Annotated in this window: 19 protein-coding genes and 1 tRNA gene; 10 read left to right on the top strand and 10 right to left on the bottom strand. The window is 64.5% G+C overall.

What is annotated here, in order from left to right; genetic code table 11:
• Positions 1 to 16 precede the first annotated feature (16 nt).
• From J3E64_RS14555 to J3E64_RS14545, 3 genes are read right to left on the bottom strand one after another with little or no spacing between them, the layout of a single operon-like run.
• A complete protein-coding gene (locus J3E64_RS14555; RefSeq protein WP_253343746.1) occupies positions 17 to 1,267 on the bottom strand; it encodes a DUF3526 domain-containing protein in 1,251 nt (416 codons plus the stop codon).
• Complete coding sequence (locus J3E64_RS14550) at positions 1,264 to 2,706, bottom strand: DUF3526 domain-containing protein (RefSeq protein ID WP_253343745.1); 1,443 nt, start codon at positions 2,704 to 2,706, stop codon at positions 1,264 to 1,266. The genes J3E64_RS14555 and J3E64_RS14550 overlap by 4 nt, the downstream gene beginning before the upstream one ends.
• Positions 2,703 to 3,440, bottom strand: a complete 738-nt coding sequence (locus J3E64_RS14545; RefSeq protein ID WP_253343743.1) for an ABC transporter ATP-binding protein — start codon at positions 3,438 to 3,440, stop codon at positions 2,703 to 2,705. The genes J3E64_RS14550 and J3E64_RS14545 overlap by 4 nt, the downstream gene beginning before the upstream one ends.
• 156 nt (positions 3,441 to 3,596) lie before the next feature.
• Here J3E64_RS14545 and J3E64_RS14540 point away from each other — a divergent pair, with 156 nt between their 5' ends.
• Together J3E64_RS14540 and J3E64_RS14535 are read left to right on the top strand one after the other, a co-directional pair.
• Positions 3,597 to 5,684, top strand: a complete 2,088-nt coding sequence (locus tag J3E64_RS14540; RefSeq protein WP_253343742.1) for a TonB-dependent siderophore receptor — start codon at positions 3,597 to 3,599, stop codon at positions 5,682 to 5,684.
• Between the two features lie 41 nt (positions 5,685 to 5,725).
• Positions 5,726 to 7,600: a TonB-dependent receptor gene (locus J3E64_RS14535; RefSeq protein WP_253343741.1), complete on the top strand. Its 1,875-nt coding sequence runs from the start codon at positions 5,726 to 5,728 to the stop codon at positions 7,598 to 7,600.
• A gap of 118 nt (positions 7,601 to 7,718) precedes the next feature.
• Here the strand turns inward: J3E64_RS14535 and J3E64_RS14530 are convergent.
• Positions 7,719 to 7,792, bottom strand: a tRNA-Cys gene (locus J3E64_RS14530).
• A 189-nt stretch (positions 7,793 to 7,981) separates the two neighbouring features.
• Between J3E64_RS14530 and J3E64_RS14525 the strand changes: the two genes are divergently transcribed.
• From J3E64_RS14525 to J3E64_RS14495, 7 genes are all read left to right on the top strand, one after another.
• Positions 7,982 to 8,614, top strand: a complete 633-nt coding sequence (locus J3E64_RS14525) for a protein-L-isoaspartate O-methyltransferase (protein WP_253343740.1) — start codon at positions 7,982 to 7,984, stop codon at positions 8,612 to 8,614.
• Between the two features lie 16 nt (positions 8,615 to 8,630).
• Positions 8,631 to 10,100, top strand: a complete 1,470-nt coding sequence (locus J3E64_RS14520) for a TolC family outer membrane protein (protein ID WP_253343739.1) — start codon at positions 8,631 to 8,633, stop codon at positions 10,098 to 10,100.
• Positions 10,101 to 10,128: 28 nt separating this feature from the next.
• Entirely contained in the window at positions 10,129 to 10,602 is a 474-nt protein-coding gene (locus J3E64_RS14515; RefSeq protein ID WP_253343738.1) for a DUF2497 domain-containing protein, read from the top strand.
• A 101-nt stretch (positions 10,603 to 10,703) separates the two neighbouring features.
• A complete protein-coding gene (locus tag J3E64_RS14510; protein ID WP_253343737.1) occupies positions 10,704 to 12,731 on the top strand; it encodes a S9 family peptidase in 2,028 nt (675 codons plus the stop codon).
• A 60-nt stretch (positions 12,732 to 12,791) separates the two neighbouring features.
• On the top strand, positions 12,792 to 13,478 hold the full coding sequence (locus J3E64_RS14505; protein WP_253343736.1) for an NnrU family protein: 687 nt from the start codon (positions 12,792 to 12,794) through the stop codon (positions 13,476 to 13,478).
• A gap of 45 nt (positions 13,479 to 13,523) precedes the next feature.
• Positions 13,524 to 16,385 (top strand): valine--tRNA ligase, encoded by a 2,862-nt coding sequence (locus tag J3E64_RS14500; protein WP_253343735.1) that lies wholly within the window; start codon positions 13,524 to 13,526, stop codon positions 16,383 to 16,385.
• A gap of 39 nt (positions 16,386 to 16,424) precedes the next feature.
• Positions 16,425 to 17,876 carry an MATE family efflux transporter gene (locus tag J3E64_RS14495; RefSeq protein WP_253343734.1) on the top strand — a complete coding sequence of 484 codons (1,452 nt, stop codon included), beginning with the start codon at positions 16,425 to 16,427 and terminating at the stop codon, positions 17,874 to 17,876.
• On the opposite strand, the gene J3E64_RS14490 is transcribed toward J3E64_RS14495, so the two are convergent.
• Positions 17,877 to 19,460 carry an ATP-binding protein gene (locus tag J3E64_RS14490; protein WP_253343831.1) on the bottom strand — a complete coding sequence of 528 codons (1,584 nt, stop codon included), beginning with the start codon at positions 19,458 to 19,460 and terminating at the stop codon, positions 17,877 to 17,879.
• A gap of 280 nt (positions 19,461 to 19,740) precedes the next feature.
• On the opposite strand from J3E64_RS14490, the gene J3E64_RS14485 reads away from it, so the two are divergent.
• Positions 19,741 to 20,823, top strand: a complete 1,083-nt coding sequence (locus J3E64_RS14485; RefSeq protein WP_253343830.1) for an acyltransferase — start codon at positions 19,741 to 19,743, stop codon at positions 20,821 to 20,823.
• Here J3E64_RS14485 and J3E64_RS14480 read toward each other — a convergent pair.
• From J3E64_RS14480 to J3E64_RS14460, 5 genes are all read right to left on the bottom strand, one after another.
• Positions 20,810 to 21,823, bottom strand: a complete 1,014-nt coding sequence (locus J3E64_RS14480) for an LLM class flavin-dependent oxidoreductase (RefSeq protein WP_253343733.1) — start codon at positions 21,821 to 21,823, stop codon at positions 20,810 to 20,812. The genes J3E64_RS14485 and J3E64_RS14480 overlap by 14 nt on opposite strands.
• Before the next feature lie 44 nt (positions 21,824 to 21,867).
• On the bottom strand, positions 21,868 to 22,308 hold the full coding sequence (locus tag J3E64_RS14475) for an Hpt domain-containing protein (protein ID WP_253343732.1): 441 nt from the start codon (positions 22,306 to 22,308) through the stop codon (positions 21,868 to 21,870).
• An 82-nt stretch (positions 22,309 to 22,390) separates the two neighbouring features.
• Positions 22,391 to 22,612, bottom strand: a complete 222-nt coding sequence (locus J3E64_RS14470; RefSeq protein ID WP_301287296.1) for a sulfurtransferase TusA family protein — start codon at positions 22,610 to 22,612, stop codon at positions 22,391 to 22,393.
• On the bottom strand, positions 22,599 to 23,966 hold the full coding sequence (gene der, locus J3E64_RS14465; RefSeq protein ID WP_253343730.1) for a ribosome biogenesis GTPase Der: 1,368 nt from the start codon (positions 23,964 to 23,966) through the stop codon (positions 22,599 to 22,601). Before der ends, J3E64_RS14470 begins: the two co-directional genes overlap by 14 nt.
• Before the next feature lie 117 nt (positions 23,967 to 24,083).
• A complete protein-coding gene (locus tag J3E64_RS14460) occupies positions 24,084 to 25,427 on the bottom strand; it encodes a PQQ-binding-like beta-propeller repeat protein (RefSeq protein WP_253343729.1) in 1,344 nt (447 codons plus the stop codon).
• Position 25,428: the final 1 nt, after the last annotated feature.

Below are 25,428 nucleotides of genomic sequence, written 5' to 3'. Positions count from 1 at the left end.
TACACCCACTCTCCCTTCAGCCTTCAAACTTCGGTGCCTTGTCGAAGTCGGCCTTACCGAAGGGTTTGTCGGTGAACAGATAACCATAGTAAAAATTGCGCAACCGCTTGTGGAACGCGCGGATGCGGTCCTGATAGGCGAGTTGGGCCTGCATATCCGTATCCGCCAGGCGAGTGAGCAGGGACTGAACCCCGACCGAAGGCAGTAGCCAGCCGATGGCATGGGCGGCCGCGTCGCGCGACTCTATGGCGTTCCGATAGTCGGCGACCTTCTTCGCAACGCTTTCGTCGCCCACCTGATGAAAGGCGAGATACCATTTATAGTGGAAGGCGGCCGTCAGGGGCGGGCTGTCCTTCCATTCGGGATGGTTGGCGTAGAAGGCGCGCATCGTGTCCTCGCGCGGAATGTCCCAGGCGCGGTTCACCGCCTCCCGCTGGGCCAGGCTTATTTCGACGCCCTGACCGACCGGGATCACCCGGTTGATCGCGACATGGGCAATGGTCGGCAGGACCAGCGTCAGCACCAGCCACAGTCCCGCCAGCGTCGCGGCATTGGCGACCGAACTCCAGCGCATACGCCCGATCAGCAGCGTGACGCCGATCCAGAAAGCAAGGTAAAGAGCGACCAGACCCAGCACGGCCAGCAGCTGACCGACGGGCACATGCGACAGGATCGCGCCGATCGAGAGCGGCAGGGCAAGTGCAAGGAACAGCAACCCGCCGCGCAAGCCCACGCGGCGCGCCCAGAGATGACGCCCCGATCCCGCCAGGGCGTCCAGCATCCGCAGTCGTGCCGCTTCCCGTTCGCCCGACACAAGGTCGTGAAACAGCGCGATCACGAACAGCGGCGTCAGATAAACGAGAACGAACGCAAAATCGAAGCGGCCGGGTAAAGCCAGCTCTGGGTTGAAGGCCTCGCCGTCGTAAAGCTGTGCTTCCAGCCCCAGCGCGCGGACCCGCAGGATATAGGGCGCGACATCGCGCAGGCCGAGCGCCGCGAAGGCCAGCGGCGCCGGCGTGTCCCAGGTCGCATGGAAGCTGTAATAGGCGGCGCTCCCTGCATCCTTTTCCTTGTCCACCCATTGGGCGATGCTGGCGATATCCTGTGCCTGCTTGGGCTGGATACGCGCGATGACATCCCGTTGGCGGTCTATCTCGGCCATGCCCGCGACCACGGCGGCGCAGGACAGAAGAGCGACGAGCAGCAGCGCCAGCGCGGCCATGCGCGACCGCAGCAGCAGGCGCAGTTCGTGGGCGATCAGGGTCATGAACGGGCTTTCTGAAGATGACGCGCGACGGGCAGCAGGGCCAGCCCGGCGAGGATGAGCCAGCCAAGCAGCAGGCCAAGGCCGGGCACGCTGGCCTTCACCAGATCGGCGGCATCGGCGGACTTGAAGCGGAAGGGCGGGATTTCATGCCAGTGCCCGGCGGAGATACGCTTGCGCTGGTCAGCGCCCGCGTCGCTCGCGGTGTCATTGGCGTAGCTCACGGCATCGGCCTGAAGCCGGTTCAGCCGCTGCACCATGTCATAGCGATAGGCTTCCGCCTGCGTCAGGAAACGGCGATGGCCTTCCAGGTCGGTGCCGGCCGCCGCCATCGACAAGCGTCGCAACGCAATGGCGGGGCTGACGACGCCGAACCCGTCGTTCAACCCGCTCTGCGCCCGCTGGACGGCGAAACTGCGGTTCGCATAATCGTCGAACAGCCTGGATGTCAGCTTTTCGCCCTCCACCGCCAGCAGCCCTTTATAGTTGACCGGCAGATCTTCGATACGCGTCACGCCATATTGGCGCAGCGTCCTTTCCTTGAACGCGGTGAAGAAGGGGTCGTTGGGATTGTGGCTGTCGCCCAGCTTGTGCAGGTCATGCGCGATGGCAATGTCGGTCTCCAGCCGCGTGGGCAGCGCGTGCGCCTGCGAGGCCACGTCCGGCGCGACCCGTGGCACCAGGATCACGAGGACCGCCCACAGCGCCAGCAGAGCAAGAAGCGCATCGCGCCCGCGCCTGACCAGCGCGGAAACAAGGATGGTGATGATCGCCCAGAGCGCCAGATAGGCGGCATAGCCGAGCGCGATCACCAGCATGGGGCCGGCGAGCGCACCGGGCTGCCCCGCGATCAGCAGGAAAGCGATCATCGCGGGCTGCCCGACCAGCGCCGCTACGAGGGCCAGCGCGAGCAGCTTGCCCAGGATCAATGCGCGGGCGGACACACCCTGCGCCAGCATCTGGCGCAATGTGCCGCGTTCGCGTTCGCGTGCCACCGCGCCATAGCCCAGGAAGATCAGCAGCAGCGGCGCGATCACCTGCAAGACGAAGGCCGGCGTCAACTGGCCGAAGCGGACGAGCAGAGAGGACTGGCGGACATCGCCAAAATTGGCGCTGTTCTGGCGATGGCCTTCCAGGAACATGCTGTTGCCGGTGAAGGCGTCCACGCCCGGATCGAAGGCGGCGAGCGGCCCCAGCGGGCGGAAGATGAAATTGCCATAATGGACCATCCGGTGCGGGTGGCGATCGGGCTGGGCCTCGAACGCTTCGCTGGCCTGCGCCTGAAAGCGGGCGCGGGTTTCGGCGATGGAGCGCTGGTGGGACCAACTGATGAGCGCCGCCGCCAGCGTCAGCAGAACCAGCAGGGCAAAGGCGATGACGGCGACCCGATTGCGCCGCATCAGGCGCAATTCATCCCGCGCGATCAGGCTGACGGCGCTCATGCGGCGACCACCTCGCGCGCGAATTTCCTGTGCAATTCGCGCACATCGAACCGTTCCTCGCCCTGCGCCGACGCTTCATCGACGATACGGCCGGACTCCAGAAAGCCGATGCGGTCGGCGATGTCGGCGGCCGACAACAGGTCATGCGTCACCATCAGCACCGCCGCGCCCTTGCGCGCGACATCATGGACCAGCCGGTTGAAGTCGGCGGTGGCGCGGGGGTCGAGGCCGGAAGACGGTTCGTCCAGCAATAGCACCGGCACTTCGCGCAGCAGGGCGATGGCGATCGCCACCTTCTGCCGCATCCCCTTGGAAAAGCCGCCAAGCCGCTTGTCCCAGGCTGCATTCTGCAAGCCGGTCGCTTCGAACGCGCCATCGATGGCGTCTCCAGTCGGCTGTCGGCCCGCCAGAGCCAAGAGATAGGCGGCGTTTTCCCGTGCCGTCAGATGCTCATAGAGGGCGACATTTTCGGGCACATAGGCAATCTGTTCTCGCGCCTTGTCCGGCGCTGCTGCCGGATCATGGCCTGCGACCAGCACGGTGCCGCTGTCGGGCCGGGCAAAGCCCAGCAACGCAGACATGGTCGTCGATTTGCCTGCGCCATTGCCGCCCAGCAGCGCATAGATCTCACCGGCATCGACATGCAGGCTGAGGCCGCGCAGCACAGGATGGTTACCGTAGGAGAGGTTGACGTCGGACAAGAGGATGCGCTGGCCGGTTGCGGTCAGGGACATGAATGAGGCTCCTTGGCTGTTGCCCCAAAGCATTTCGCCAATGCAGCAATCTGTCAATGGGACGATATAACATTTTCAGTTGCGCGCGCTGGGTCATCGCCTTAGAGGGCGAGCGATCAGTGATATAGTGTATCATTGACGCAACAGGGGGCAATCATGACTGTTTTTTCTTTGCGGTTCGCACTGCTCGCGTCTGCGATCTCCGCTATCGCGCCGTCTGCACTGGCGCAGCAAACCGTGCCGGGTGAGAGCGAACCCAACATCCTCGTCACCGGTTCGCGCGAGGCGAGCGCCAGCATCAACGGCTTGGTCGTCGATCCCCTGTTGCTTCCGCAAAATGTGCGCATCCTTGGCAGCAATCTGATCGACGAGGCAGGCTTTACCGACCTGTCGCAGATGTTCGACCTCGCAGGCGGCATGGCGCGGCAGAACAGCTTTGGCGGCGCATGGGACGCCTATGCCATTCGCGGCTTTTCCGGCGACATCAACCAGGGACCGGACCTGCTGCTCAATCGTTTCAACGCCAATCGCGGCTTCAACGCGCGGCGCGACGTCGCCACGGTCGAAAGCTTCCAGGTGCTCAAGGGACCGGCCTCCGCCCTGTCGGGCAAGGGGGAACCGGGCGGTTCGATCAACATCGTCACCAAGGCACCGCTCGACCATTTCCATGCCTCGACCGAATTATCCTACGCCAGTTACGACACGGTCCGGGCCAGCGCCGATTTCGGCGGCCCCGCGTCCGGGACCATCTCGGCGCGGATGATCGCCGTCTATCAGCAGGGCGACAGTTTCCGGGACTTCAACGAAAGCGACCGCCTGCTATTGGCCCCTTCGATCGCCTGGCAGCCGAGCGAGAGCGTGCGCTTTCTCTACCAGCTTGAATATAATCTGGTGCACTTCACCCATGATCGCGGGCTTGTCGCGGTAAATCGCGATGGCAAGGCGCTGCCGCGCAGCCGCTTCCTGGGTGAGCCCAATGATGGGCAGATGCTCCAGCGCACGGGGCAGCATCAGGGCAGCGTGACGATCGACCTTGCCGATGGCGTGGCGCTGGAGGCCGGCGTGCAATATCGCGACGGCGTGATGCAGGGTCAGTCGACGCACAACAGCGCGCTGGTCGGCACGCGCCTGCGGCGGCAGTTGCGCATTCACGATTATGACTGGCAGGATCTGTCGGGCCGGATCGAACTGAGCGCGAATCGCACGCTGGGTGGTGTCGGACACCAGATCCGGATCGGCGCCGATGCCTATCGCTATGACCAGCGCCGCGTCTTCTACCGCTTCAGCCCGACGGCGGCCAATCCCTATGACATTGACATCTTCAATCCGGTTTACGGCCAGCCCAAGCCGGTTGCGACGCTCAACCAGAACCTGCTGGAGCAGCAGCGTGGCGAGAGCCTCTATGCGCAGGATCTCCTGACCCTCGACGACCGCTTCAGCCTGCTGCTCGGCGTCCGGCACGACTGGATTCGCCAGCGCGTCAACAACTACCGCAGCGGGGCGGTGGATCGGCAAAGCCCGTCCGTCACCTCGCCGCGCGCGGCCTTCACCTACGCGCCCAGCCAGTCGCTGTCCGCCTATGTCAGTTGGGGGCGATCCTTCCGCTTCAATCAGGGCGTCGATGCCAATTCGGACCCTTATGCGCCGGAACGCGGAGAGGCGCTGGAGGGCGGCGTCAAATATGCCCTGCTCGACAAGCAACTGACCGGCACGCTGTCGCTCTTCCGCATCACCAAGAAGAATGTGCTGGTGAGCGACGGCACCAGCAGCGGCTTTTCAATCGCGGCTGGCGAAGCGCGTAGCCGGGGCTTCGAGTTCGACCTCAATTATGCGCTCGATGAGCGGTTCAATCTCACCGCCGTCTATGCCTACACCGATGCCGAAGTGACCAGGGACACGCGGCCCGCGCTGCTGGGATCGGCGCTCAGCAACGTCCCGCGTCATTCCGGCGCCATTTATGGCCACTGGCAGTCCGATGCCGCCAATCCCGGATCGATCGGTCTGGGCGCGGGTCTCACCTATGTCGGCGAACGGCCCGGCGATGACGTGAACAGCGGTTTCCGACTGCCCGACTATGTCACCGCGCGCCTGAACCTTTCTTACCAGGTCAGCAAGCATGTCGGCCTGCGTCTGGATGCGGAAAACCTGTTCGACGCCTATTATCTGGAAAGCAGCTACAGCAATGTCTGGATCACGCCCGGCACGCCCCGCACCGTCCGCGGAAGACTGGTGCTGTCGCTGTGATCGGAAAACATAGCAGCCCTCTCATCCTTTCGGCCCTCCTGTTGAGCCATCCCGCTACCGCCCAGCGTACTGACGAAAATGCGGTGCGTGAGGCGGAGGATGGCTTCGGAAAAAGCGTCGGCAGCGATTCTGTCGGCATCTACGCCAGCGGCAATGTCCGGGGTTTTTCGGCCAGCGACGCCGGCAACAACCGGGTCGAGGGCCTCTATTTCGACAAGGCGGGCCAGATCAGCAACGTGATCGTGCGTGGCTCCACGGTCAGGGTCGGCCTCACATCCTTCGGCTATCCCTTCCCGGCGCCGACGGGCATCGTCGATGCCGACCTCCGGCGGGTCGGCGACAAGCCGGTTGTCAGCGTTCAAATCAACAGTGGTGACTATCTGGGCACCGACCTGGTGATCGACGCCGCTGTGCCGGTGACGGAGAAGCTCGACGTCAATCTCGACCTTGGCCTCTATGATGACGAATATGTCAGCGGCGCCAGCGCCTGGTTCGTCAGCTATGGCAGCGTGCTGCGCTATCGTCCCGTTCGGGGGGTGGAGGCCACCGCCTTCGTCGCGGGCTATCGCTATGGCGACGAGGAGCAGGCGCCGGTCATCTATACGGCCGACGGCGCGCCACCGCCGCGCATCAGGCGCCGCCGCTATTTCGGGCAGGACTGGGCCGACTGGGCGGGCGACAATCGCAATATCGGCGGCACGATCAAGGCGAATCTGGGCCGGTGGCAAATCGCCATGGGCCTGTTCGACAGCCGCTTCACCAAAGACGATTATGCGTCCGCCTATTATTCCGGCGTGGATGCGCAGGGGCTGGGCCGTTCGACGCTGTTGGTCGGACAGGACCAGAGCAATCGATCGACTTCGGGGGAGGCCCGGCTGAGCCGCACCCTGGGCAGTGGCGCGCTGGTGCACCGCCTGCTGTTGTCGGCACGGGGACGCAGGGCGGAAGCGCGCTATGGCGGCTTCGACACGATCGATCTGGGAGAGGCGACGATCGGCGTCCCCGATCCTCAGGCGCAGCCCGCCTTCGCCTTCGGCGAACGGACCCGTGACCGGGTGCGGCAGATGAATTACTCGGCAGGCTATGAAGCGCGCTGGCGCGGTGTCGGCGAATTCAACCTGGGCATCACCCGTGCCGATTATCGCAAGACGGTCGCGCAGCCCGGCCTTCCCGCCGAACTGGTGCATGATCGCCCCTGGCTCTGGAATGCGGCGATCGCCGTCACGCCCACCGCGACGACGACATTCTACGGCGCGATGACCCGCGGGCTGGAGGAAAGCGGCGTGGCGCCCGCCAACGCCGTCAACCGCAACCTCGCCTTGCCTGCCCTGCGCACGCGGCAAAAGGAAATCGGCCTGCGCCAGCAACTGCCCGGCGGCATGAAGCTGGTCGCGGCGCTCTTCGACCTGCGCAAACCCTATTTCGACATCGACAGCCGCGACGGCTATTATCGCGCACTGGGCGATGTACGGCATCGCGGCCTTGAAGCCTCCCTTGCCGGTCAGCCCTTCGCCGGCATGAACATGGTGATCGGCGCAGTCTATCTGCGTCCCCGCGTGACGGGACAGGCCGTCGATGAGGGGCGCCTGGGCAGAAAGCCGATCGGCCGCACCAACCTTACCATCGACGCCAATCTCGACTATCGCCTGCCTGACATGCCGGCGCTGTCGTTCGACATGCATCTGCTTTACGAGGGCGAGAAGGTCGCTAACGCCGCGAACAGCGCGACCTTGCCGGCGCAGGCGGTTATCGATCTGGGCGCGCGCTATCGCACAACAATAGGCGGAATTCCGACGCTGGTGAGGCTTCAGGCCAAAAATGTGACGGATGTCTTTGGTTGGAAGGTGTCGGGCGGCGGGGGGTATACCCTCTTGCCCGGGCGAAGACTGGCCGCAGCCCTTACCATGGACATCTAGGCCCCCATCGTCTGCGGCTACAGGCAAATGAGGGCAGTCGCTGACAACTAGCGATTACCCATAAACTAACAGAATCAGGGATTTTTCCACTGCTGGCAGACGTCGCCAAACAGGATTTTGGAGGCCCGAGCCGGAATCGAACCGGCGTATACGGATTTGCAGTCCGCTGCGTCACCACTCCGCCATCGGGCCATCCGGTGGTGGGCGGCCCCAATGTGCGGCTTTGCGGCCAAAGTCAAGATGAGGCCGGAAACCGGCCGCGAGAATCTTGAGGATCGAAGCGCAAAGCCGCTTGGCGCGAACCGTCCGCTGATTTAGAGGTCCGAGTATCTCCATAGTGTATTGCATTGCCAATACAGTTGTGCCAAGCGAGGACCCGTCGTGACCGAGCAGAATTTTTCTTCGATGCGAAACGCCATGGTTGAAAGCCAGTTGCGCACCAGCGACGTGGACGATCCGCGCGTGATCGCCGTCATGGCCCGCGTGCCGCGCGAAGCCTATGTGCCGGCGGATCGCCGGGCTATGGCCTATGTCGATCGTTCCGTCCCGCTGTCCGCAGGGCGTGCGCTGAACCCGCCCCTCGCTACCGGGCGCTTGCTCAAGGAAGCGCATGTCGCGCAGGGCGACAGGGTGCTGCTGATCGGTGCGGCCACCGGCTACAGCGCCGCGCTGCTGGCCGAGCTGGGCGCAGCCGTCACCGCAGTCGAGGAAGATGGCGGCGCGGAGATCATGGTGCAGGGCGTGACCGTTGTGCGCGGTTCGCTGGCGGCCGGTGCGCCGGCTGGCGCGCCCTATGACCTGTTGTTCGTCGATGGCGCAGTAGAGGAAGTTCCCGCCGCGCTCGTCCAGCAGCTTGTCGACGGAGGACGGGTGGTGACGGGCATTGTCGATCGGGGCGTGACACGGCTGTGCAGTGGGCGTGTGGTCGCTGGCGTGCTGGGCCTGTCCAGCTTGACCGACACCGAAATGGTGACGCTGCCCGGATTTGCCGCCCCGGCGCGGTTCACATTCTGATTGTAGACGGGGATACATGACAGCGAAGCGATCTTCCATCCGGCGTGTGACCGCCACGGCTTTGCTGTCGGTTTCCCTGCTCGCTGCCGTGCAGGCCCGGGCCGAGACGCTACAGGGGGCGTTGGCCAAGGCCTATGCCTTCAACCCGACCCTGACCGGCGCGCGCGCCGGCCTGCGCGCCACCGACGAGAATGTCCCAATCCGCAAGGCGGATGGTCGCCCGGCGCTCAACGTCACTGGCAGCTATAGCGAAAGCATCCTGAAACCCACGATCAGCTTTACCTCGCCCCAGCGCACGGTGAACGCACAGGCCCAGTTGAGTGTCCCGATCTACGCCGGAGGCACGGTGCGCAATGGTGTCAAGGCGGCCAAGACGCGGGTCGAGGCGGGGCAGGCAAATCTGCGCGGTACGGAAGCCAGCATTTTTTCACAAACGGTCGCGGCCTATATGGACGTTATCCGCGACAGCGCGATCGTCGCGCTGAATCGGGCCAACGTCAAAGTACTGGATGTCAATCTCCAGGCATCGAACGACCGGTTCGAAGTCGGTGACCTGACGCGCACGGACGTCGCTCAGTCCGAATCCCGGCTGGCATTGGCGCGGTCGGACTTGCAGACGGCGGAAGCGACGCTGATTGCCAGCCGCGAAAATTACATCGCGCTGGTCGGCGAGGCGCCGGATGCGCTGGAGCCGCCGCCGGCGCTGCCGGGACTTCCGGCCGATCCCGAAACGGCGGTTCAGGTCGCGTTGAAGGACAATCCCGACATATTGGCTGCGCAGAAGGAACGCGAGGCGCGCCGGTATGATGTGAAGGCGGCGCGGGGTTCGGTGATGCCGACGGTGTCGGCTTTCACCCAGGCGGGCTATACCAATTATCTCGACACGCTGGACAATGGCGCATCGGGCGGCGGGTCGCAGATCAACAAGCAGGCCGCAGCCGGGGTCCAGCTCAATATACCGCTCTATCAGGGAGGCGGGCCGGCCGCGCAGGTGCGCCGCAGCCAGGCGCTCGAATCCCAGTCGATGGAACAGGAAATCGAGGTGGAGCGCAGCGTGATCGCGCAGACGCGCGCGGCCTTCGCCAGCTGGCAAGCGTCGTTGCAGACGATTGAATCGAGCAAGAAGGCGGTCGATGCCACGGGCCTGTCGCTGGAAGGCGTCCGCGCGGAAAACTCGGTCGGCAGCCGTACCATCCTCGACATATTGAACGCCGAGCAGGAAGCGTTGATCGCACGGGTCGAACTGGTGTCCGCCCGGCGCAACGCCTATGTAGCCGGCTTCAGCCTGCTGGCCGCCATGGGTCATGCGGAGGCGGACGATCTGGGACTGGACAACGGAACCCTGTACGACCCGATGGTCAATTATGACCGCGTGAAGGACAAATGGTTCGACTGGGACTTCGACCCCGCGCCGACCGCCAAGGCGACGCGCACCGTTGACAGCGTGCCGCAAAACGCCAATGTGGAGCCCGCAGCGGCACAATGACGGCCGGTTGCCGGTTCAGGGGACGGTCATGGGCGATATGAGCAAGGAGCCCTCGATGGAGGAGATCCTCTCTTCCATCAAGCGGATCATCGCCGAGGAAGGCGAGGAGGCGATACAGTCTGCGCCGCGTCGTAGCCGGCCGGAGGCAAAGGCGCCTGTCGAAGCCGCCCCGTTGGACCCGGCCGCCGTGGAAGAAGTACTGGAACTGACCGAAGAGATCGCGGTGGAGACTGCCATGCCCGCTCCCAAAGTCGCCCCGAAGCCAACGGCGCCGGTGGAAAATGACGGCATACTGTCGGTCGAGAGCGAGGTGGCGGCGCGCCATTCGCTTGCGGCCCTGTCGTCCATGCTGGTGACGCCACAGGATGGCGGCGACAACACGCTGGAAGGGCTGGTGCGCTCGATGCTCAAGCCCATGCTCAAGGATTGGCTGGATTCGCGCCTGCCCGCGCTGGTCGAGGAAATGGTCGCAAAGGAAATTGCGCGCATCACTGGCCGCTAGGCCGCCCCTTGCGGCGACTTCCTGGCCGTCCTAGACCCTTCGCATCCCGACGACGTTAGCCCGATGCGGCGCGTCGCCTGCCCGATACCGAAGGTGATTTCATGAAGACTTTTCTGCTTGCCGGGTTGGGGGCTATGGCCCTGGCCGCCGGACCCGCTGTCGCGCGCCCCTTCACGCCCTCCGACATGGTCACGCTCGACCGTGCAAGCGCACCTGCGGTCTCGCCGGACGGTAAATGGCTGGCCTACCAGCTTCGCAGCACGGACCTGAGCGCGAACAAGGGGCGGATCGACCTGTATCTTCTGCACATCGGCAAGGCCGGGCAAAGTCCGCGCCTGATCGCGTCGATGCCGGACAAGAACGAAACATCGCCGGCCTTTTCGGCGGACGGCACGGCGCTCTATTTCCAGTCTAATGCCAGCGGGGACGACCAGTTGTGGCGCGCGGCGCTGTCCGGCGGCGATCCGGTGCAGGTCAGCAAGGCGCCGGGCGGCATAACCGGATTCCTGTTAAGTCCCGATGGGTCGCGGGTCGTTCTGTGGGCCGACCGGCCGGTGGGCGCGAAGACGCTGGACGATGTGAAGGCGGATGCGGCTGCTGATGCGGGCAGCGGTCGCGTGTATGACAAGATGTTCGTGCGCCACTGGGACACATGGTCGGACGGCCAGCGATCGCAGATATTCGTCATGCCGCTGGCCAGTGGCCCGGCGGTGTCCGTAATGGGCGCGCTGGTCGGCGATACCCCGTCCAAGCCCTTCGGCGGTGGCGAGGAAATCGCCTGGAGCAGGGACGGCAAGACATTGTTCTTCGCGTTGCGCGAGGCTGGACGGATCGAGCCGCTGTCGACCAATCTGGATATATTCTCGGTTCCCGCCGACGGCAGTGCCGCGCCGACCAACCTGACCGATGCGAACGACGCCACGGACACGCTGCCGGTGGTTTCGCCCGACGGGAAGTGGCTGGCCTATGCCGCGATGAAGCGGCCGGGCTATGAGAGCGACCGGCTGGTGCTGACGTTGCGCGACATCGCGACCGGGGAAACAAGGGCGTTGACGCAGGGCTGGGACCGGTCGGTCGGCTCGATTGCCTGGGCGGCGGACGGCAAGTCGCTGCTGGTGACGGCCAATGACGTGCTGGACAACCCGGTATTCCGGGTCGACGCGGCATCGGGCAAGGTCACCCGGCTGACGGAGAAGGGACATGCGGGCAGCGTGGTGCCGTTACCGCAGGGCGGTTTCGTCTATGCGCTCGACAGCATCCAGTCGCCCGCGGACTTTTGGAAGATGCCCGTGAAGGGCAGGCCCGTCCGCCTGACCGATGTCAATGCGGCGAAGCTCGCCGGGGTCGATGACGTTTCGGTCGAACGGTTCAGCTTCAAGGGCGCGGCCGGAGACACAGTGTGGGGGCAGATCGTCAAGCCCAAAGGCGTGACCGGCAAGCTGCCCGTCGCTTTCCTGGTCCATGGCGGTCCGCAGGGCAGCTTCGGCGATTCCTGGTCCTACCGCTGGAACCCAAAGGCTTTCGCGGCACATGGCTATGCGGCGGTTACGATCGATTTCCATGGCTCCACCGGATATGGCCAGGCTTTCGTCGATAGCATCAACAAGGATTGGGGTGGCAAGCCGCTCGAGGATCTGAAGCTGGGTCTTGCCGCCGCCGCGGCCAGGGATGCCCATATCGACGCGGGCAATGCCTGTGCGTTGGGCGCCAGCTATGGCGGCTATATGATGAACTGGATCGAGGGTCAGTGGACCGACGGGTTCAGGTGCATCGTCCAGCATGACGGCGTGTTCGACGCCCGCGCCATGGCCTATGAAACCGAGGAACTGTGGTTCGACGAATGGGAACATGGCGGCCCCTATTATGAGCAGGCGGGGGAATATGAGAAATGGAACCCGGTCAATCATGTGGACCAATGGAAGACGCCGATGCTGGTGGTGACGGGGGAAAAGGATTTCCGCATCCCCTACACGCAGGGACTTGCAGCCTTCACCGCGCTCCAGCGCCGTGACATCCCTTCGAAACTGCTCGTCTTCCCGGACGAGAATCATTGGGTGCTGAAGCCGAAAAACTCGTTGCAATGGTATGGCGAGGCTTTGGGCTGGCTGGACAGATGGACCGGCAAATAGGCTGACGCCCTGCCGTGATCCTGCTACTATGGTGCCGCCTGACGATTATGGAGGGGCGGCATGACGATGGTGCTGATCGCGGCGATCGCCTTTGTGGGCAGCCATTTCATCCTGTCGCATCCGCTGCGTGCGTCCATCGTGGGAAGGACGGGCGAAGCCGCATTTCTGGGCCTTTATTCGCTGGTCGCCTTCGCGACATTGGGCTGGCTGGCGATGGCCTATCGCGCCGCGCCGGAAACGGCGATGCTGTGGCCTGTCGGCGATGCGCTTTGGGCGGTCGCGACCCTTGTCATGCTGCTGGCGGCAATCCTGCTCATGGGATCGTTCGTTGGCAATCCCGCCATGCCCGATCCGACCGGCCGGAACACGGCGCCGGCGGAGGCGCGGGGCGTCTATGCGATCACCCGCCATCCGATGATGTGGAGTTTTGCGCTGTGGAGCATCAGCCACATCCTTGTCTATCCCATGGCCGCCGGCATCATCGTCGCGCTGGCGATGCTGGTCCTGGCGCTGGCCGGTGCGGCCTTGCAGGACCGCAAGAAGGAAGCTCTCAAACCGGCGCTCTGGCGGGAGTGGGAAGCGCGCACCAGCTACTGGCCTTTCGCCGCCATAGTGGCCGGGCGCGCGCGGTTCGGCCGGTTCGGCGCGCATACGCTGGCGGGCGGGGTCCTGGTCTGGCTGGTCGCGACATGGGCACATATCCCGCTGGCGGGATGGGCGGCGGGAATCTGGCGCTGGGTCCCCTGATAGTTTCGCTGGAATGGAACGGGAAGGGCCTTTAAGGGCGCTTCCATGACCGAGTTGCCCAAGACATTCGACCCCGCATCCATCGAATCCCGCTGGTACGCCCATTGGGAAGAAAAGGGGCTGTTCCGCCCCGAACGCCCGGACGCGACGCCCTTCACCATTGTCAACCCGCCGCCCAACGTGACGGGCAGCCTGCATATTGGCCATGCGCTGGACAACACGTTGCAGGACATCATCATCCGCTACGAGCGGCTGCGCGGCAAGGATGCGCTGTGGGTCGTGGGCACCGATCATGCCGGCATCGCGACGCAGATGGTGGTCGAGCGGCAGCTCAACGCGCAGCAGCAGAAGCGTACCGATTTCACCCGCGAGGATTTCATCGCGAAGGTTTGGGAATGGAAGGCGGAAAGCGGCGGCGCGATCACGCGCCAGCTGCGCCGTCTGGGCTGCTCCATGGACTGGGCGAACGAACGCTTCACCATGGATGAAGGCTTTTCGAAGGCCGTCATCAAGGTGTTCGTGGAGTTGCACAAGCGCGGACTTCTGTATCGCGACAAGCGTCTGGTGAACTGGGACCCGCATTTCCGCTCGGCCATCTCCGACCTTGAGGTGGAGACGAAGGAAACGCAGGGCGGCTTCTGGCGTTTCCGCTATCCGCTGGCGGACGGGGTTCGCCTTGCTGACGGCAGCGATCATATCGTCGTCGCCACCACCCGGCCCGAAACCATGCTGGCCGACATGGCGGTCGCGGTCCATCCCGACGATCCGCGCTATCGCGATGTCATCGGCAAGGATATTCTCCAGCCGATCACCGGCCGCCGCTTCAAGATCGTGGCGGACGAACATGCCGACCCGGAACTGGGCTCCGGCGCGGTCAAGATCACGCCCGGCCACGACTTCAACGATTTCGAGGTCGGCAAGCGCGCGGGCATGAAGGCCGGTGACATGCTCAACATGTTCGATGCCGATGCCAAGGTGGTGCAGACCGCCGACGGGAAGGTGCCCGACACCTATCTCGGCATGGACCGCTTCGATGCGCGCAAGGCGGTGGTCGAGGAGATGAAGGCGCTGGGCTTCCTGGTGCCGCATGTCACGAAGGACAAGGAGGGTGAGGAGGTCGCCGCCGACTTCGAGCCCCGCACCATCCAGACGCCCTATGGCGACCGTTCCGGCGTGGTGATCGAACCCTGGCTGACCGATCAATGGTATGTCGACGCCGAAACGCTGGCCCAAGCCCCGATGCAGGCGGTGCGCGACGGCGCGATCGAGATTGTGCCCAGGAGCTGGGAAAAGACCTTCTTCAACTGGATGGAGAATATCCAGCCCTGGTGCGTGTCGCGCCAGCTCTGGTGGGGACACCGGATTCCGGCGTGGTTTGGGCCAAGAATTATCAGTACGCTCGAAGGTTTGAAGCCAGCTTTTAGTTTTGCCAACGACCCTGAATTTGCGACGAAGTCGTCTGAACCCGATTATGCGGTTGTCGCGGAAACAGAGGCAGACGCTCTGGCGCAGCTAGCTGATTACTACGCCCAACTTGGCCATCGCGAGTTGGTAGTTTGCGACTCCTCATCGGAAGCGATGACGGTGCTCCTACAGCCCGGCTTTAATCTAGATACGCATTTGCCGGTGTGGCGAGATAACGACGTGCTAGACACCTGGTTCTCCTCGGCGCTCTGGCCCTTCGGCACGCTGGGCTGGCCGGAACAGTCGGAGACGCTGGAGCGTCACTATCCCAACGACCTGCTCATCAGCGGCTTCGACATCCTGTTCTTCTGGGACGCGCGCATGGCGATGCAGGGGATGGAGTTCATGGGGCAGGTGCCGTGGCGCAAGCTCTATCTCCACGGCCTGGTCCGCGCCGCGGACGGGCAGAAAATGTCCAAGTCCAAGGGCAATGTGGTCGATCCGCTCGGCCTGATCGACAAATTCGGCGCGGACGCGCTGCGCTTCTTCATGGCGGCGATGGAAAGCCAGGGCCGCGATGTGAAGATGGATGAGAAGCGGGTCGAGGGTTATCGCAACTTCGCGACGAAGCTGTGGAACGCGGCGCGCTTTCTCCAGTCGAACGGCGTCACCGCTTCGACCGCGCATGAAGCGCCTCCTGCCGCACTGCCGGTCAACCGCTGGATCATCGCCGAAACGGTCGCGACCGTTCAGGCGATCGATACGGCCATGGCGGAACTGCGGTTCGATGCGGCCGCCAATGCCATCTATCATTTCGTCTGGGACCAGTTTTGCGACTGGTATATCGAACTGACCAAGGGTGCGATGGACGACGAAACGCGCGCCGTCGCGGGTTGGGCCTTCGACCAGATCCTGGTCATGCTGCACCCCTTCATGCCCTTCATCACCGAAGAATTGTGGCACCTGACCGGCGACCGCGCGAGCGAACTGATCGTCGCGCGCTGGCCCCAGGCGCTCGCCGCCGTCGACACCGACGCGCAGGGCGAGATCGACTGGCTGATCCGCCTTGTCAGCGCGATGCGGACGGCGCGCACGGAACTCAACGTGCCGCCGGGCGCGAAGCTGCCGGTGATCGTGCGGGATGCCGCGGAAGCGACGCAGCGCCGGCTCGACCGGCAGGGCGCGGCGCTGGCGCGGCTTGGCCGGGTCGAAAGCCTGACCTTCGGCGAACCGCCGGCCGGCGGCGCGGCGCAGATCGTGGTGGATGAGGCGACCTTCATCCTGCCGTTGGAAGGCGTGATCGACATTGCGGCGGAAAAGACCCGCCTTGCCAAGGCGCTGGCTGCGGCAGAGAAGGAGCGGGACGGGCTGGGCGGTCGCCTGTCTAACCCCAGTTTCGTGGAGAAGGCCAAGCCCGAAGCCGTGGCCAAGGCGCGCGAGGACCACGCCGAAAAGAGCGCCGAAGCGGAACGGCTGAAAGCCGCGCTCGATCGACTCGGCTGAGGACGGGCGCATAGCGTCGAACGAACAGGGGGCAGGGCGATGGCGGCAGGTGGCGCGGGTGGCAAGGATCTGACACGGGGGCCGATCGCATCGACCCTGCTGCTTTTCGCCGTGCCCACGCTGGTGGCGAATATCCTCCAGTCGCTCAACGGATCGATCAACGCGATCTGGGTGGGGCGCTTCCTGGGCGCGCAGGCGCTTGCCGCCACGGCGAACGCCAATATCATCATGTTCCTTCTCTTTTCGGTCGTGTTCGGCTTCGGCATGGCATCGACGGTGATGATCGCGCAGGCCGTCGGTGCGCGAAACATCGAGGATGCGCGCCGCGCCTTCGGAACGGCGGTCGGCTTCTGCTGGCTGCTTGGCATGGCGACTGCGATCGCGGGATGGTTCGGGTCGCCCGCGCTGCTGCGGCTGCTGGCGACGCCCGATGCGGCGTTCGACATGGCGCTGGTCTATCTGCGGGTGATTTTCATCGCCATGCCCGCCACCTTGCTGTCGGTGATGATGTCGATGGGCCTGCGCGGGGCGGGGGACGCCCGGACGCCGCTGATCTTCATGATCGTCAGCGTCGCGATCGACCTGATCCTCAATCCGGTCCTGATCCTGGGGCTGGGTCCGTTCCCGGCGATGGGTATCGCCGGATCCGCGACCGCGACGGCATCGGCGGGGGTCATCAGCCTGCTGGGCATCGTCATCTTCACCTATGCCAGGGACCTGCCCCTGCGGCTGAGGGGCCACGAACTTGCCTGGCTCTGGCCCGCACGCGCCGAGTTGCGGATCCTGATCGGCAAGGGTTTGCCCATGGGGCTACAGATGATCGTGATGTCGCTGTCCGGGCTGGTCATGATCGGCCTGGTCAACCGCGAGGGGCTGCTGGTGACGGCGGCCTACGGCGCCGCGCAACAGATATGGACCTATCTCCAGATGCCGGCCATGGCGATCGGCGCGGCGGTCAGCGCCATGGCGGCGCAGAATATCGGTGCGCGCCGCTGGGACCGGGTGGGCCGGATCGCAGGCTATGGCATCGGTTTCCTGCTGCCGGTGACGGGGCTGATGATCGGCGGCATCCTGCTGTTCCACGAACCGCTGCTGATGCTGTTCCTGGGCGCCAACCAGCCGGCCATCGATGCCGCATGGGATATGCAGTTGCTGGCGACGTGGAGCTATTTCTTCTTCGGCGTCACGATGATCCTGTTCGGCGTGATGCGGGCCAACGGCGTGGTCCTGCCCCCGCTCATCATCCTGACCTTCACCCTGTTCGGCGTGCGCCTGGGCTTTTATCACCTGGCCTATCCCGCATTGGGGGTGTCCGCGCTGTGGTTGAGCTTCCCGCTCGGGTCGGTCATATCGCTGCTGCTGGCATGGGCCGTCTACGCGCATGGCGGCTGGCGCAAGGCACGGTTGATGGTGCCGGTCCATAGCGAGGAATGCCGGGAAAGCGTGAACAGCGAGGCGGAACCGGCCGGACGCCTGACGCCCACCGGCTGATCAGCGGCCCTGGCTGCGCCAGCGCGTGATCGTGCGGTCCAGAATGTCGATTTCGCCGCCGGTCTGGCGCCACAATTCGGTAAAGCTGGGATCGCTCGACGCGGGACGGCGATGTTCTTCCAGATTGTCCAGGCTGACCCGGATCGGCACGGCGACGCCTTCGCCGCAGATGATCGCCTCCCTGTTGCGCAGCGCCGGGATCGAATCGAGGAAACCGCGCGCGCCTTCGGGCATGGCCGCCTTCACGAATGCCTGGTCACGGTCGTTGTTGAGTCGCATAGAGATGATGGTGCCGCATTGTGACAGCACGCCTTCGGCCAGATCGGACGGCCGCTGGGTGATGAGGCCCAGCGACACGCCATATTTGCGGCCTTCCTTGGCGATCCGTTCCAATATCTTGCGCACGGCCTGACCGGCGCCGACCGTCGAATTGGGGATGTAGCGATGCGCTTCCTCGCAGACGAGCAGGATCGGGCGCTGCGGCTCGTCCCGCGCCCAGATCGCGTAGTCGAACACCAGACGCGACAGCACGGAAACGACCACCGAGGTGATGTCCGAAGGCATCGCCGACACGTCGATGATGGAGATCGGCTTGCCGTTGGAAGGCAGGCGAAAGATTTTCGCGATGAAATCCTGCATGGTGTCGGCCACCAGCATGCCGGAGAACATGAAGCTGTAGCGTGGGTCGGCCTTGATCTCGTCGATCTTGGTCTTGAGCCGCATATAGGGCAGCGAGTTCGTGCCCTTGTCCAGCTTGCCCATCTCGTTCTGGAGGATGGTGGTGAGGTCCGAGAGCATATAGGGGATGGGCGAATCCACCGTCAGCCGCCCGATGCTTTCCGCCAGGCGATTCTTCGACCGGGCGGCGAGCAGGCATTTAGCGAGGATGTCACTGTCCACGGTGCGGTCGGCGCCTTGCGAGGTCACGAACACCTCGCAATGCTCTTCGAAATTCATGAGCCAGTAGGGCAGCGCCAGGTTGCTGACATCGTAGACCGCGCCGTTACCCGTGAAGGCGGCGCCATATTCGCCATGCGGATCGATCATCACGATATGACCCTGCGGCGAAAGGTCGCAGATGCGGTGCAGGATCAGCGCGGCGCTGGTCGACTTGCCGGTCCCGGTCGACCCGAGCAGCGCGAAATGCTTGCCCAGCATCGAATCGACATAGAGCGCGGCGCGCGTGTCGGTCGTTGGATAGACAGTGCCGATCTGCACATGAGCGCGGTCGTCCGCCGCGTAGATCTGCTTCATGTCGAGCCCCGACACGGGGAAAATGTCCGTGCCCGGTGTGGGATAACGGGTGACGCCCCGGCGGAAGCGATAGATGCGGCCGGTCAGCTTTTCCTCGTCGCCCTCGCCCAGGAAATCGATGTCGGCGACGATCCCCTGGCTGGCCTGGTCCAGTGCCATCGCGCGGACACTGGCGACGAGCCAGCAATTGCCGACGCGCATCTTCACCTGGCTGCCGACCTGTCCGGCCATGGCGATGCAGGGATCGTCACTCTGGGCCAGCACGGCCAGCCGCGCCGCGTCGATCAATATCTTGGAACTGGAGCCCGCGATCTGGAACACCATGCCCATCGGTGCGCCCAGAGAGGAATGTGCGGACGCGGTAACGGAGGAAAATTGGTGTGCGGCCGGCATTTCGGTCATGAGTCCGTGATCGTCCCATTGACCGGAGGATCCGGCCTAACGGATGCCTTCTAGAAGCGAGAGGTAAATATTGGCTTATGCAAGGACGCGCGCCATAAGCCGCGTATTGTTAAGCAGCTTTTACCTCATCTCCGTAACGGACCAGTCGTCGGCGGGGAACATCGGTTCCGCCGACGCATTGAGCCGCGAACCCCATCAGGATGCCTGCGTGCCCGAACCATTATCCGCCCACGGCGCGCGCCGTTCCGACGCCATCGCGATTGCCCGCGTCATCTGTATCCTTGGCGTCGTCTACGTGCACGCATGGACCGGCCTCAACGGCGAGGCGCTGGCCCAGTTGCACGGCACGACACAGGATAATCTGCGCTGGACGCTGATGGAAATTTTCGGACGCAGCGCAGTGCCGCTGCTCGGGCTCATTTCCGGCTGGCTGGTCGCCGGTTCGGACCGGACGCGGGCGTGGCGTCGCCACGTCGGGCGCAAGGCGCGGACCATATTGCTGCCGATGATCCTGTGGAATTTGCTGGCAATTCTGTTCGTGTCGGGCGCGGCGCTGCTGTTCGGGCTGGCCGCACCCGTCCCGCCATCGCCATGGTGGGTCGTCGACGAGGTGCTGATCCTGACCCGCAACCCGGACATCAACGTCCAGATGCCGTTCCTGCGCGACCTGTTCCTGTGCATGGTCGCGGCGCCGCTGCTGGTTCGCCTGCCCGCATGGGCGCTTGCGGTCGTTGCCATGCTGGCGGCAGGGGCGCACGTCGCAGGGATCGGGCCGCCGTTGCTGATGCGCGCGTCGATCCTGCTGTTCTTCGTCATCGGCATTCTGGCCCGGCGTGGCGATATCGCGGACCGGGTTGCGCGAATGCCGGTCCTTCTCGCTCTTGCACCGTTCCTGCTGCTGATGGTGACGCAATTATATCGCACGATCATGATCGCGGACGGGGATTGGCCCATGGCGCAGCGCGGCCTCGACCTGGCCGTCAGGATGGCGGCCGCCATGGCTTTCTGGCGCTTTTCGTGGATGTTGGCCGGAACGCGTCTGCGCGTCCCGATTCTTCGAATCGAGCCGTACGCCTTCTTCCTCTTCTGCCTTCACCTGATCCTGATCTGGCTGGGCGGGCCGTTGCTGGGCCATATATTCGGCAGGATGGGATCGCCGTTCTATCCCGTCTATCTGGTTGCCCAGCCCTTTATCGTGCTGGCGCTGACGGTGCTCATCGGCAGGCTGCTGGTTCGGCTGGTGCCCGGGACGGCGGCGTTGCTCAGCGGCGGGCGGCTCAGGGCGCGCTGACCATCGGTGCACTTTCCAGATTGCGCGCCGCCGCCATGGCGATGGCGAAGCTGTGCTTGCGGGCATCAGGATCGAAAATCTGGCCTGTCAGCATCAGTTCGTCGGCCTGCGTGCGATGCAGGAACGCGGCAAGATCCCTTTCGACATCTGCCTGCGTGCCGATGCTCGAGACGCTCAGGACGTCGGCCAGCATCGAGCGGGCCGATACGGGCAGGGAATCGAAATAGCCTGCCACAGGCGGCTGAAGCTTGCCAGGCTGACCCGTGCGCAGCCGGACGAACGCCTGCTGCATCGAACTGGCAAGCAGTTCCGCCTCCTTGGCGGTGTCGGCCGCGAACACGTTATAGGCCGCCATGACATGAGGGGCGGACAATTGTGCGGAGGGCCGGAAATCCCGGCGATAGATGGCAATCGCCTGGTCCAGGGCGGCCGGCGCGAAATGCGACGCGAAGGCATAGGGCAGGCCAAGCAAGGCCGCCAACTGCGCGCCATAGAGGCTGGAACCCAGGATCCATAGCGGCACATCCTCGCCCGCGCCCGGTGTCGCGCGGATGCCCATGCGCTCGTCTCCGGCCAGATAGGCCTGCAATTCCAACACATCATTGGGAAATTCGTCGGTTCCGCCAGCCCGCGTGCGGCGTATCGCCTGCGCGACCCGCTGGTCGGAGCCTGAGGCCCGGCCCAGACCCAGATCGACGCGGCCCGGGAACAACGCCGCCAACGTACCGAATTGTTCGGCGATGATCAGCGGTGCATGGTTGGGCAGCATGATGCCGCCGGCACCGATCCGAATGTTGCGGGTCGCGTTACCGACATGGGCGAGGACAACGGATGTCGCGGCAGAAGCGATGCCGGCCATGCCGTGATGTTCGGCAACCCAGTAGCGATGATAGCCAAGCCGTTCGGCATGCACGGCGAGGTCGACGGCGGCCGACAGGGCATCGGCGACATCGGCGCCTTCGCGCACGGGTACGAGATCGAGAAGGGAGAAACGGACCATGCCTCGCCATATGGGGGCATGATTGGTTTCAGTTCAAGACTGGATCAGACGGCCCGGCCAAATGTGGCAGGCGGTGTTTCGGCGCGGCGGCCGAATGTCGTCGGCCGGCGTGCCACCAGCGGGTTAGCTTCCCGATCGAGCATGGCCATGGTTTCGGTGAAGCAGGGGCGCAACGCGACCACGGTTTCGATCAGTTCGTCGGGCCCTTCCCGGCTTTCTACGCAGCGCCGCGCCGTCATTTCGATCTGTTCGGCCATGGCGCTCAGCCGCAACGCGCCGAACTGTGCCGATTCGCCTTTCAGTGTGTGGGCAGGGGTGACAAGCGCAGCGGCGTTCCGCGCGCGAAAAGCGTCCTCGACCGCGGCGATGGATTTTATGCCATCTTCGCGGAAATATCCCAGAATGCGCAAGAATGCCGATCCCAGTTCGGACCGGGTCCGTGCAAACTCGTTCCAGCTAACCAGCTCGGTCTGTTGATGAGGCACCCGTGCCACTCCTTCCATGCCATAAGAGAAATAGGCTCTGGACGTAAACACGGGGTTAAAGTGTTGCCCCTTGCAATCTTTGTCATTCTTTCCGGCGCAGAATGAAACGCCCGCCGCCTGGACTTTCGAACTGCCAGCCATTCAGGCCAGCCAGCGCTTCCAGTTCGCGCGGCGCCACGGGGTCGTCCGCCTCCACCAGGACAGCCGGATGATTGCGCATGGCCCGTGCGGCGCGCAGCGCAGGCCAGGGGCACTTCATGCCCCGGGCATTCACGGGCCAGGCGTCCCCCTCATTTGTTGCCATAGGGATTCTTGGCGCTGCGCAGCGTCAGGCGCACCGGAACGGCGCCAAAGCCCAGTTCCTTGCGAATGCCGTTCACCAGATAGCGGCGATAGCTCTCCGGCAGGTCATCGAGACGCGTGCCGAACAGCACGAACGTCGGGGGTCGCGTCTTGTTCTGGGTGATGTAGCGCAGCTTGATGCGCTTGCCGCCGGGAGCCGGAGGGGGGTTGGCCTCAAGGGCGCGTTCGAACCAGCGATTGAGCACGCCTGTCGAGATGCGCTGCGACCAGGCGGTGCGGGTTTCGAAGGCGACATGGACCAGATCGTCCAGCCCTCTTCCGGTTGCGGCGGACACGGTCATGATCGGCACGCCACGCACCTGCGCCAGCCCGTCGGACAGGGCCTGCTTGATGCCCTGATACAGGGCCGATCCATTTTCCACCGTGTCCCATTTGTTCAGCGCCACGACCAGGGCGCGGCCTTCCTCCAGCACCTTGTCGGCGATGCGCAAGTCCTGGGCTTCGAGTCCCCGGGTCGAATCGAGCAGCAGCACGACGACCTCGGCAAAGTTCACGGCGTTCAGGCCGTCCGAAACGGCCAGCTTTTCCAGCTTGTCCTGCACCTTCGCGCGCTTGCGCATCCCCGCCGTATCGATCAGGCGCACGGGACGCTCCACGCCGTCGCGACTTGTCCAGGCCCAGTCGACGGCGATGCTGTCGCGGGTAATGCCGGCTTCCGGCCCGGTCAGCAGACGGTTTTCGCCCAGCAAGCGGTTGATCAGCGTCGATTTCCCCGCATTGGGGCGGCCGACGATGGCCAGTTTGAGAGGCGCCGATTCGATGTCGTCGTCCGACAGCCCTTCCTCGACCTCCTCGTCATCGCGGTCGATATGCGGCAGCAGCGCCTGGAACAGGTCCGCAAGGCCCTGGCCATGTTCGGCGGAAAAGGGGACAGGGTCTCCCAGTCCGAGGCCGAATGCCTCCATCACGCCATCGTCGCCGGCCCTGCCCTCTGCCTTGTTGGCCATCAACACGACCGGCGCGTCTCCGGCCCGCAGCCACCGGGCGATCTCCTCGTCCAGCGGGGTGATGCCGGCGCGCGCGTCGATAACGAACAAGGCGACGTCCGCATGTTCGACGGCCGCTTCGGTCTGGAGGCGCATACGGCCGGGCAGCGACTGCGGATCTTCATCCTCATAGCCGGCGGTGTCGATGATGGTGAAGTCGAGACCCAGCAAATGGGCCTGCCCCTCGCGCCGGTCGCGCGTCACGCCGGGCTGATCGTCGACCAGTGCCAGCTTTTTCCCGACCAGGCGGTTGAACAGGGTGGACTTGCCGACATTGGGTCGTCCGACGATCGCTACCGTGGGCAGCATGCCCATTTTCCTTCCACTTCAAAAAAAACGCAATGCTCCTGCGGAGGCAGGAGCCCGGCCCGAACTCGGCACCGGGGTCCTGCCCCCGCAGGAGCACGCCTAACATAAATCGCGACCTTAGCGGAACGCGGTCAGCTTCCCGTCGTCTGCCAGGACATAGAGCATGTTGTTGGCTACCACCGGGGACAGGGACATCGACTTGCCCATGTCCACCGTCGCCTGGACGTTGCCGGTCGCCGGATCGACATAGACCATCTCGCCGCGCGTCGACACGACGATCAGGCGACCGCCGGCCAGCACCGGTCCGGTCCAGCGTATTGCCTTGTCCTTCTTCTTTTCCTTCTGCCAGCGGCGGAGCTGGCTGATCCAGCGAATCTTGCCCGTGGCGCGCGCGATGCACAGCAGCTTGGCATCGCTGGTGACGGCGAACACCCATTCGCCCACCACCGACGGGGTGGAAATGCCGGCGATGTTGATTTCCCAAAGGCGCTGGCCGCTGGTCAGTTCATAGGACGCCATGCGGCCGCCCTGACCGATGGCGAACACGCGGCCCCGGTCGATCACCGGATCGGCATCGATGTCGGTCAGGGTTGCGACCGCCGTGGAGATGCTGGTGCGCGACAGCGCGTCGCCCCACAGGCTGCGCCCGTTTTCGTAGCGATAGGCGTAGATTTCGCCCGAGCTGAACCCGGCAACGACGGTGCCTTGAGCCGCCGCCGGAGCGGCGACGCCGAAGATGCCGGTCGCTTGCAGCGTGCCGCTTTCGGTCCACTGGGTTTCGCCGTCCGACTGGTTGAGCGCGAAAATCTGATTGTCCTGGCTCATGACATAGACATGGCCGTTTTCCAGCGTGGGGGCACCGCGCAGCGGGCCGCCCGGATGCTTTTTCCAGAGCATCGTGCCATCCGCCGCATTCAGCGCCGCGACATCGCCGACACCGGTGCTGGCGAATACCCGATCGCCAAGCACGCTTACGCCGCCGCCGAACAGGGCGCGGCCATTGCCTTCGGCGGGCAGGGATGCCTGCCATAATTTCGACCCGCTCGCCGCGTCGAACGCAAGGACATGGGCACCTGCATCGATGACATACAGCTTGCCGCCGGCGATGACGGGCGATGCCGCCAGGCGCGCGCGGGGCGAACTGCCCTCGATCGACGCGCTCCAGACCTGCGAAGGCGAACCGCCCAGCGAGACATGGCCGATTGCCTTTGACGAATCGCCGCCCGGTTGCGACCAGGCCTCATCGACATAGGGCGCGGGCAGGCTGACCGGCACGTCGGCCAGCGCCGGGTCGACCTCGATCCCGCGCTCGTTGCTCAGGATCGAAACGCGGTTGCCGACCACGGGCGTTTTCGGGCCGCCCTTCTTGCCGCCGATGATACCGCAACCGGCCAGCAACGCGACCATGGTTGCCATGGTAAGCGCGCGGCCAAGCGGCGTGAAGCTCTTCATGCTGTCCATC

Source organism: Sphingobium sp. OAS761 (genome assembly GCF_024168485.1).
GTDB lineage: Bacteria > Pseudomonadota > Alphaproteobacteria > Sphingomonadales > Sphingomonadaceae > Sphingobium.
The sequence above is the reverse complement of the archived record's forward strand: the minus strand, read 5'-3'. Positions and strand labels throughout refer to the sequence as shown.